This window comes from Streptomyces sp. NPDC126497, from assembly GCF_040302425.1.
GTDB lineage: Bacteria > Actinomycetota > Actinomycetes > Streptomycetales > Streptomycetaceae > Streptomyces.
The window spans coordinates 1-7,906 of record NZ_JBEORT010000164.1; the positions used below are offsets into that span (position 1 = coordinate 1).

At 76.7% G+C, this 7,906-nt stretch carries 7 protein-coding genes; 1 reads left to right on the forward strand and 6 read right to left on the reverse strand.

From position 1 onward, the window contains the following. Nucleotides 1-1,143: glycoside hydrolase family 26 protein (locus tag ABTY20_RS34230; protein WP_352001048.1), on the forward strand; the 1,143-nt coding region annotated here is incomplete at its 5' end. Between the two features lie 29 nt (nucleotides 1,144-1,172). Here the strand turns inward: ABTY20_RS34230 and ABTY20_RS34235 are convergent. From ABTY20_RS34235 to ABTY20_RS34260, 6 genes are all read right to left on the reverse strand, one after another. Next, nucleotides 1,173-1,823 (reverse strand): YveK family protein, encoded by a 651-nt coding sequence (locus tag ABTY20_RS34235; protein WP_352001049.1) that lies wholly within the window; start codon nucleotides 1,821-1,823, stop codon nucleotides 1,173-1,175. A 35-nt stretch (nucleotides 1,824-1,858) separates the two neighbouring features. Beyond that, the gene (locus tag ABTY20_RS34240; RefSeq protein WP_352001050.1) at nucleotides 1,859-2,995 is read right to left on the reverse strand and encodes a glycosyltransferase; all 1,137 of its coding nucleotides are present in this window, start codon (nucleotides 2,993-2,995) and stop codon (nucleotides 1,859-1,861) included. After that, nucleotides 2,995-3,759 carry a polysaccharide deacetylase family protein gene (locus tag ABTY20_RS34245; RefSeq protein WP_352001051.1) on the reverse strand — a complete coding sequence of 255 codons (765 nt, stop codon included), beginning with the start codon at nucleotides 3,757-3,759 and terminating at the stop codon, nucleotides 2,995-2,997. The genes ABTY20_RS34240 and ABTY20_RS34245 overlap by 1 nt, the downstream gene beginning before the upstream one ends. Continuing rightward, nucleotides 3,743-5,503, reverse strand: a complete 1,761-nt coding sequence (gene murJ, locus ABTY20_RS34250; protein ID WP_352001052.1) for a murein biosynthesis integral membrane protein MurJ — start codon at nucleotides 5,501-5,503, stop codon at nucleotides 3,743-3,745. Before murJ ends, ABTY20_RS34245 begins: the two co-directional genes overlap by 17 nt. Next, entirely contained in the window at nucleotides 5,500-6,846 is a 1,347-nt protein-coding gene (locus ABTY20_RS34255; protein WP_352001053.1) for an O-antigen ligase family protein, read from the reverse strand. Before ABTY20_RS34255 ends, murJ begins: the two co-directional genes overlap by 4 nt. 6 nt (nucleotides 6,847-6,852) lie before the next feature. After that, on the reverse strand, nucleotides 6,853-7,906 hold a 1,054-nt coding region (locus ABTY20_RS34260), incomplete at its 5' end, for an exopolysaccharide biosynthesis polyprenyl glycosylphosphotransferase (protein ID WP_352001054.1).

Below are 7,906 nucleotides of genomic sequence, written 5' to 3' on the forward strand. Positions count from 1 at the left end.
GGGCCCGCGGGCCCGGAGGACCCCGCCGCCACGGCCGCCGGCGCCCCGGCGGCTCCCGCGCCGCTCCGCGACGTCCCGGCCTTCGGCGCCTTCCTCGCCTCCGACGCGCGCGGAGTGGCCCGCATGGAGCAGTTCAGCCGCTGGCTGGGCGGTGCCGAGCTGCGCGTCGGCCACACCTACCTGCCCGGCCACCACTGGAGCGACATCGAGGGGAAGGTCGGCTTCCTGGAGTCGTGGGCGCACTGGCGCAACGCCCGGAAGGACCGGATGCTCGTCCTCAACGTCCCCCTGCAGGAACGCAACGAGGAGGGCGTCCCCGACGACGAGGTGCGGCGGCTGCTGAGCCGGGGCGCGGCCGGGGAGTTCGACCACCACTTCCGCGCCCTCGCCGAGCGGCTGGTCCAGCTGAAGGTGCCGGACACGGTCCTGGTGCTCGGCTGGGAGATGAACGGCACCACCTACACCCACCGGTGCGGCCCCGACCCGGAGTCCTGGAAGGAGTACTGGAACCGGATCGTGCGCACCATGCGCGCGGTGCCGGGCCAGGAATTCCGGTTCGACTTCGCGCCGAGCCGCGGCCGGGACGCCGTCCCCTGGACGGAGTGCTACCCCGGGGACGACACGGTCGACGTCATCGGCATGGATTCCTACGACCAGCCGGCCGGACACTCCTTCGACGAACAGGTGACGGAACCGTACGGACTCCAGGCGCACGTCGATTTCGCGAAGGCCCACGGAAAACCGATCTCCTACCCCGAATGGGGGCTCTTCCGCAACGGCGACAATCCGGAGTACATGCGGCGCATGCTCGCGTGGATCGACCGGCACCAGCCGCTCTACAACACGCTCACGGACTACTGCCCGCACGGGGTGTGGCAGTGCGACGACAACCCGGACGCGTCCCGCGTCTACCGGAGCGTGCTCCACGGCCGCACCCACGAGGAGGAGCCGGACACCACCCCGCAGACCCCGGCCCCCACTCCCTCGCCGACCGAGCCGGCCGAGCCGACCGAGCCGGCCGGCCCCGGCGAGCCGCTGCCGCCGGAGGACTGCTCGCCGCTGGACCTGGGCCGGTGGGTGGAGGACTGGCTCGGCGGCAGGATCTGCCTGCGCTTCGACTGGTGGTCGCGCGCCCGCGGGTGACGGCGCCGTTGCGGCCGGGCTCACCACCGTCACCGCTGCACGTCGGCGGCGGTGGCGGGGCCGGGCACCGAGGCGGCCGGGGCGGCGTCGTCGCCCCGGCCGGTCCGCCGGGGCCGCGCGAGCAGGGCCAGACCGCCCAGCAGCCCGCCCGCGCTCGCCCCCACCAGGGCGGTCACCGCCGGGGACGCGGACGCCGGAGCGTCCGGCTCCACCGCGCGCGAGAACCGCACGAGCCGCACCTGGGTGCTGGCCTTGGTGTCCTCGGCGTGCCGGGTCAGCGCGCGCGAGACCGCGTCGGCCATGTCGACGGCCAGTCCGGGCCGCTCGGAGGTGGCGGTGACGGCGACCATCGGCGCGTCCGGCGACGTCGCCGTGCGCACGCTGTCCCGCAGGGTGCGCACCGGCACCCCGGCCCACACCTGCGCGTCGCCGAGCACCGCGAGCTGGGTGGCGACCCGGCCGTACGCCTGCGCGAAGCCGCGGGCCGCGTCCGGGGCGGCCTTGTCGGTCGGTACGGCGACGACGTACGCGGTGGCCGTGTACGCCGGAGGCGTGAGCAGGCCGTACGCGCCGCCGAGCAGACCGCCGAGGAGGGTGCCGGCCACCAGCGCGGACCAGGCCGGCGGCCTTCCGAAACGGTCCAGGGACGGACGGCGCCGACGGGTCGGGGTGTCGGTCATGACGGGCTTGCTCCCTCGGAGGTGCGTCGGACGGCTCACGGCGTGGCGGACGGCGGCGGACCGGCGACGGCCGCCGCGTACACGTCCATGAGGCGGGCTGTGCTGCGGGTGATGCTGTAGTGGTGTGCGGCCCGGCCGGCCGCGCGCGGTCCCGGGCCCGCCGCACGGACCTCGGCGATCGCGCGGGCGTACGCCCCGGGACCGCCGCGCACCCGCCGGGTGTCGGCGCGGGCCTCGGGGGGCAGGTCCTCGATCGCCGGGCAGGAGGCGTAGAGCACGGGCAGCCCGGACGCCAGCGCCTCCACGGCCGCCAGGCCGAAGGCCTCCTCCGCGGACGGGGCGGCGAACAGGTCCATCGCCGAGGTCAGCGAGGGCAGGTCGGGGCCGGGGGTGCCGTCGGGGACGACGGGACGCTCGCCGGTGAACAGCACCCGCCCCGCCACCCCGGCCTCGCGGGCGGTGCGGCGCAGCACGTGGTCCTCGGGGCCGCCGCCCACCAGCAGCAGCCAGTGGTCCTCCGGCAGCAGGGCGAGCGCCCGGACGAGGACCTCGAACCGCTTGCCCCGGGTGAGCCGGCCGACGCCGCCGACGACGAACGCGTCCCGGGGCAGGCCGAGGCGCCGACGGGTGCGCTCCCGCCGCTCCGGGTCGAAGCGGAAGCGGTCCAGGTCGATGCCGTTGGGGACGACCTCGATGCGGGGGGCGGGCACGCCCCAGCGCTTCAGCCGGTCGGCCACCGTCGGGGAGACGGCGACCGTCGCCGAGCCGAGCCGCTCGCTCGCCAGGTACAGCGCGCGCACCCCGGCCGTCAGCCGGCGGCCCTCCAGCTGGGTGTCGCCCAGGGAGTGCTCGGTGGCGACGACCGCGCGGACCCCGGCGAGCCGGGCGGCGAGCCGGCCGTAGACACAGGCCCGGTACAGGTGCGTGTGCACGAGGTCGTAGCCGCCGGCCCGGATCAGCCGGACCAGGCGGGGGAGGGCGGCCAGGTCGCGGTTGCCGCCCATGCCCAGGTGCACGACCCGCACGCCGTCGGCGCCGAGGCCGTCGGCGACCGGGCCCGGGTTGGTGAGCGTCACCACGTCGCAGTCGACCGGCAGGTGACGCAGCAGCAGCCGCAGCTGCTGCTCGGCGCCGCCGACACCGAGCCCGGTGATGATGTGCAGCGCCCTCATCACAGGCCCTCCACCGGGCGCCGGCGCAGCCGGTGCAGCCGCAGCTTGAGGTGCAGCCGCCACGCCGTGTCGTCCTGCCCGACGTGGGCGCGCGGCAGGGCGTGCGGGCCGGTCAGCGGACCGGGGTCGATGGCGCAGGCGTAGGCGTAGCCCGCCTTCCGCACGGCCTCGACGGCGCGCGCGTCGACCGTGCCGTACGGGTAGCAGAACCCGGCGGGCGGGACGCCGGTCAGCTCCTCCAGCCGGGCGCGGCTCCCGGCGACCTCGGCGGTGAGGGCGGCGTCGTCCGCGCGGGTCAGGTCGACGTGGGTGAGACCGTGCGAGCCGATCTCCACGCCCTCGGCGGCGGCGCGCCGGATGCCGTCCGCGGTCAGCAGCGGCTTGCGCGGGCCGAGCGGGTCCCAGGCGTTGTCGCCGCCGAGCCGGCCCGGCAGCACGAAGAGGGTGGCGCCGCAGCGGAAGCGGCGCAGCAGCGGCAGGGCGCCGGTGAGGAAGTCGGTGTAGCCGTCGTCGAAGGTGAGGCCGACCAGGTCTCGGCCCCCGCCCCGGGCGCGCGCGGCGAGGAGTTCGGCGACGGACACGCCGCGCAGCCCGCGCCGGCGCAGCCAGGCCAGCTGCCGCCCCAGCCGCTCGGGGGTGACGGTGATGCGGTACGGATCGTCCGAGCAGTCGCCCACCGAGTGGTACATCGCCACCCAGGGGACGGGGCCGGGGCGGGGCGCGGACGGCCTGGTGGTGCCGGGGGATTCAACGGGTGCGGCCATGTGTGAGCCTTCGTGTGGCGGTGCGCACGGAGCGCAGCGCGGATGCGGAGCGCCGGGCGACCGGGACGGACAGGGCGAGCGGGACGAAGACGGCGGCCACCGTCGGGCAGCCGGCCGCGAGGGCCGCCACCGGCGACTCGAAGCGGCTCGCGGCGAACGCCCCGGCGGCGACGGCGAGGACCGAGGCGAGCACGGGCCGGACCAGCCGGCCCAGCACCTCGCGGACGCCGACCGAGACGCCGGCGGCACCGCCGCGGCGGGCCGGGCGCAGCCCGGTCAGCAGCAGGACGGCCGTGACGGTGATGCCGGCGGCGTTGGCGGCGGCGATCCCCGCCACCCCCCAGCGGCCCACGGTCGCCGCGCCGATCAGGGACGTGGCGGCGATGCCGGCCGTCATCACGCCGAGCGGGTACCAGCTGGGGCGGCCGGCCGAGAAGTAGCAGCGCACCAGGGCGCCCACGAGCGTCTGACCGAGCAGCCCGAGGGCGTACACGCGCATGACGTCCGCCGTCGCGGCGGTGTCGGCCGCGGTGAACGCCCCGCGCTGGAAGAGAAGTTCGATCATCTGCGGGGCGCAGGCGAGCACCGCGCACATGCCCGCGAGCACCACGCAGGACGCCAGCACTAGGTCCCGTTCCACCCGGGCGCGGGCCCGTGCGGTGTCGCCGTCGGCGAGCGCCCGCGCCACCACGGGGAAGGTGACGGTGCACACCATCAGCGACAGCGTCATCGGGATCTGGGCGACCTTCTGCGCGTAGTTGAGGTGCGAGATGGCCCCGGCGGGCAGGGAGGACGCCAGGAACCGCTCGACGAGGACCTGCGCCTGACGGCACAGCGCGAACAGCAGCACGGCGGCGATCAGGGCCAGGCGCACCGGCCGCTCCCCGTCACCGTGACCGGTGGGGGCGGCGGGCGCGGGGGCGCGGGACGACAGCTGCCGCCACAGCGACGGCAGTTGCACCGCCACCATCAGACAGCCGCCCACCGCGACCCCGACGGCCGCGGAACGCACCCCCCACTCCCGGCCGAGCAGGAACATCGACGCGACGATGCCGGTGTTGTAGGCGACGTAGATCGCCGCCGGCGCGAAGAAGCGGCGGTGCGCCCGCAGCGCGGCGCTGCAGTACCCGGCGAGTCCGAAGGCCAGCAGGCTGAGCGCGGTGAGGCGGGTGCAGTCGACGGCCAGAGCAGGATCGGGCAGACCCGGCGCCAGGGCGCGGACCAGGTACGGGGCGCCGGCCGCGGTCAGCGCGGCCACCACCGCGAAGGCCAGGCACAGCCGCGGCAGGGTGGCCCTGACCAGATCGCGCACCGGATCGCCGGGCACGCCCCGGGCCCGGCGCGCCAGCGCCACGCTGAACGCGGGGATCAGCGCGATCGCCAGCCCGTCCTCGATCAGCAGCGTCGCGGCGATCTCCGGCACGGTCCACGCGACCAGGAAGGCGTCCGTGTCGCTCCCGGCCCCGAACAGCCGCGCCAGGGACTGGTCCCGCACCAGCCCGAGCAGCGACCCGGCGATGGACAGCACCGCCGTCCCCAGAGCGGCCCGGGCGAGGAACCCCCGGGACGCCGTGCCCGACGCACCGGCGTCACCGTCCGGCCCGGCCGCACCCGGCGCGGGCGCGTCGGCCGTCGTGCGTGTGCCGGGTGCGGGCCCGGGGTCCGCGGGCCGGTCGGAGGCGGGGCCGCCGGCCCCGGATCCGCCGGTGGCGGAACCGGAAGTCCGGTAGGGCAGCATCGTCATCGGGTCGCGGCCTCCTCGAGGCGGGCGGGCGCGCCGCCCTGCGGGGCGGCGTCCGCCCGGTCGTCGCGGTACAGCGCCCACCACGCCGTCAGGCCCAGGGCCACGCCGGTCAGGACGGTCGAGGGACCGCCGATGTCGCCGTACACGAAGTCGGTGAGCAGCCACAGGAGGAGGCCGACGGCGGTGAGCCCGCAGTCGAGGCCGGGGCCGCGGCGGCGGACCCGCAGCAGGCGCCGCACCGCGCACACCAGCAGCGCCAGCCAGCTCCCGGCGAGCGCCAGCAGCCCGATCAGGCCCTGCTCGCTCAGCACCAGCAGGTACATGCTGTGCGGCGACAGCAGCGCCTGCCTCTGGTACTCCGAGCCCGCGCCCGCGATGTCGCTGCCCGAGGACAGCGCCAGGGTGGCGTGCCCGTCGCGGTACTCGGGGAAGTTCTTCAGACCCACACCGGTCAGCGGGTGTTCGCGCCACATGCCGGTGGCCGCCGCCCACAGCGTGTACCGGTCGACGACGGACTGGTCGGGCGCGTCGGCGACCTGCGTGATGCTGTCGATCCGCTCCTGCAGCATCGCCGTGCCGATCCCGAGGCCGCCCGTCAGCACGACGCCCGCGGCGACCACGGCCGCCGCCACCCCCAGCGCGCGCCGCAGTCCCGCCAGCGCCAGCTGCACCGCGCAGGTCAGCGCGGTCGCGATCCAGGCGCCCCGGCTGAAGGAGAGCGCCAGCGGCAGCACCAGCGCCAGGGCGCACCCGGCGGCGAGGGCCCGCTGCCGCACCGGCGCCCGGCCCAGCGCGATCCCCGTCGCGCACACCACGCCCAGCGACACCGCCGTCGCCATGCCCATCACGTCCGTGGCCCCGAAGGTGCCGACCGCGCGGACGGTCTCGCCCCGGTACGAGGCGCCGGTCCCGGTGACGTACTGGTACACCCCGACGGACCCCTGCCACCCGGCGAGCCCCACGAACGACCAGGCCAGCGCACGGAAGCCGGCCCGGCCGCGGAGCAGCACCAAGGCGGCGGCCGGGACGAGCACGAAGACCTGCAGGTAGCGGCAGAGCCCGCCGAACGCCGCCTGGGGCGAGGCCGCGCCCATGGCGGCGAGCGCGAGCCCCGCGACCGGCAGCCCCAGCACCACGGCCGCGCGGGGCGACAGCGGGCGCCGTCCCTCCCGCAGCAGCCGGATCACGCAGTACCCCACCACCAGCGCGGACACCACGTCGGCGGGCCCCGCGCCGTCCCCCGCCGGCGGCAGGCCCGCCAGGGCGACCACCGCCACCAGCGGCCAGACCGGCGCCAGGGCGGCCGCGGCCCGGCGCGACGGCGGGACGAGGGTGTGGCTCACGTGTCGTCAGCTCCCCGTCGGACGGACCAGCGTGGCCGCGGTGCGCAGCAGGATGCACAGGTCCCGCCACAGCGACCAGTCGTCGATGTAGGCGTTGTCGAACCGGCACCGGTCCTCGATCGAGGTGTCGCCGCGCAGCCCGTGCACCTGCGCGAGCCCGGTGATGCCGGCGCGCATCCGGTGCCGGTCCGCGTAACCGGGGTACGTCTGGCTGAACTGCGCCACGAAGTACGGCCGTTCGGGCCGGGGGCCGACCAGGCTCATGTCGCCGCGGAGCACGTTCCACAGCTGGAGCAGCTCGTCCAGCGAGGTGCGCCGCAGCATGCGGCAGAACCAGCGCATCTCGTGCTCGCCCGCCACGCTCCACCGGGTCGCCGACTCGTGTTCGTCGACCGGACGGTGGGTACGGAACTTCAGCAGCGTGAACGGCTCCCCGTTCCGGCCGATGCGCTCCTGGCGGAACACCACCCCCGGCCCGTCGCAGAGCCGCAGCGTCACCGCGCACACCAGCAGCAGCGGACCGACCAGCAGCAGCAGCGCCCCCGACACCAGGACGTCGAGCACCCGTTTGCCGATGCCGCCGCCGCGCGCCGGGGCGAAGTCCAGCCGCCGGCAGGGGAAACCGGCCAGCCGCTCCCGTGCCGGGTACGGCGCGAGGTCGGCGTCGACCTCCCAGACCGTGCAGCCGGACGCGGCCAGCGACCGCAGCAGCGGCCCCTGTTCGGCCCGCACCGAGGGGTGGACGGCGAGCACCGCCCGCACCCCGTTCTGGATGACGGCCCGCTCGACCTCCTCGTCCGTGCGCAGCACCGGCACGCCCTCGGCGCCGTCCGCCCGCCCGGCGACGATCCCCACCGGCCGCACCCCGCAGCGCGGGTGGCGCAGCACGGCGGCGGCCACGCGCTGCGCGGTGGCCGCCGGCCCGACGACGAGCGCGGCGTGCGGGCGGCGCAGCAGCGCGGCCCGGCGCCGCCCGTGCACGAGCGCACGCAGCGCGCAGGCCGCCGAGGCCTGCACGGCGAGCCCGCCCAGCACGGCGCCGGCGGGCAGCGCCTGCTCC

What these genes read in the sequence shown, in the direction of transcription:
- ABTY20_RS34235 (WP_352001049.1), bottom strand. Translation starts at nt 1,823, where the DNA reads ATGACCGACACCCCGACCCGTCGGCGCCGTCCGTCCCTGGACCGTTTC.
- ABTY20_RS34240 (WP_352001050.1), bottom strand. Translation starts at nt 2,995, where the DNA reads ATGAGGGCGCTGCACATCATCACCGGGCTCGGTGTCGGCGGCGCCGAG.
- ABTY20_RS34245 (WP_352001051.1), bottom strand. Translation starts at nt 3,759, where the DNA reads ATGGCCGCACCCGTTGAATCCCCCGGCACCACCAGGCCGTCCGCGCCC.
- murJ (WP_352001052.1), bottom strand. Translation starts at nt 5,503, where the DNA reads ATGACGATGCTGCCCTACCGGACTTCCGGTTCCGCCACCGGCGGATCC.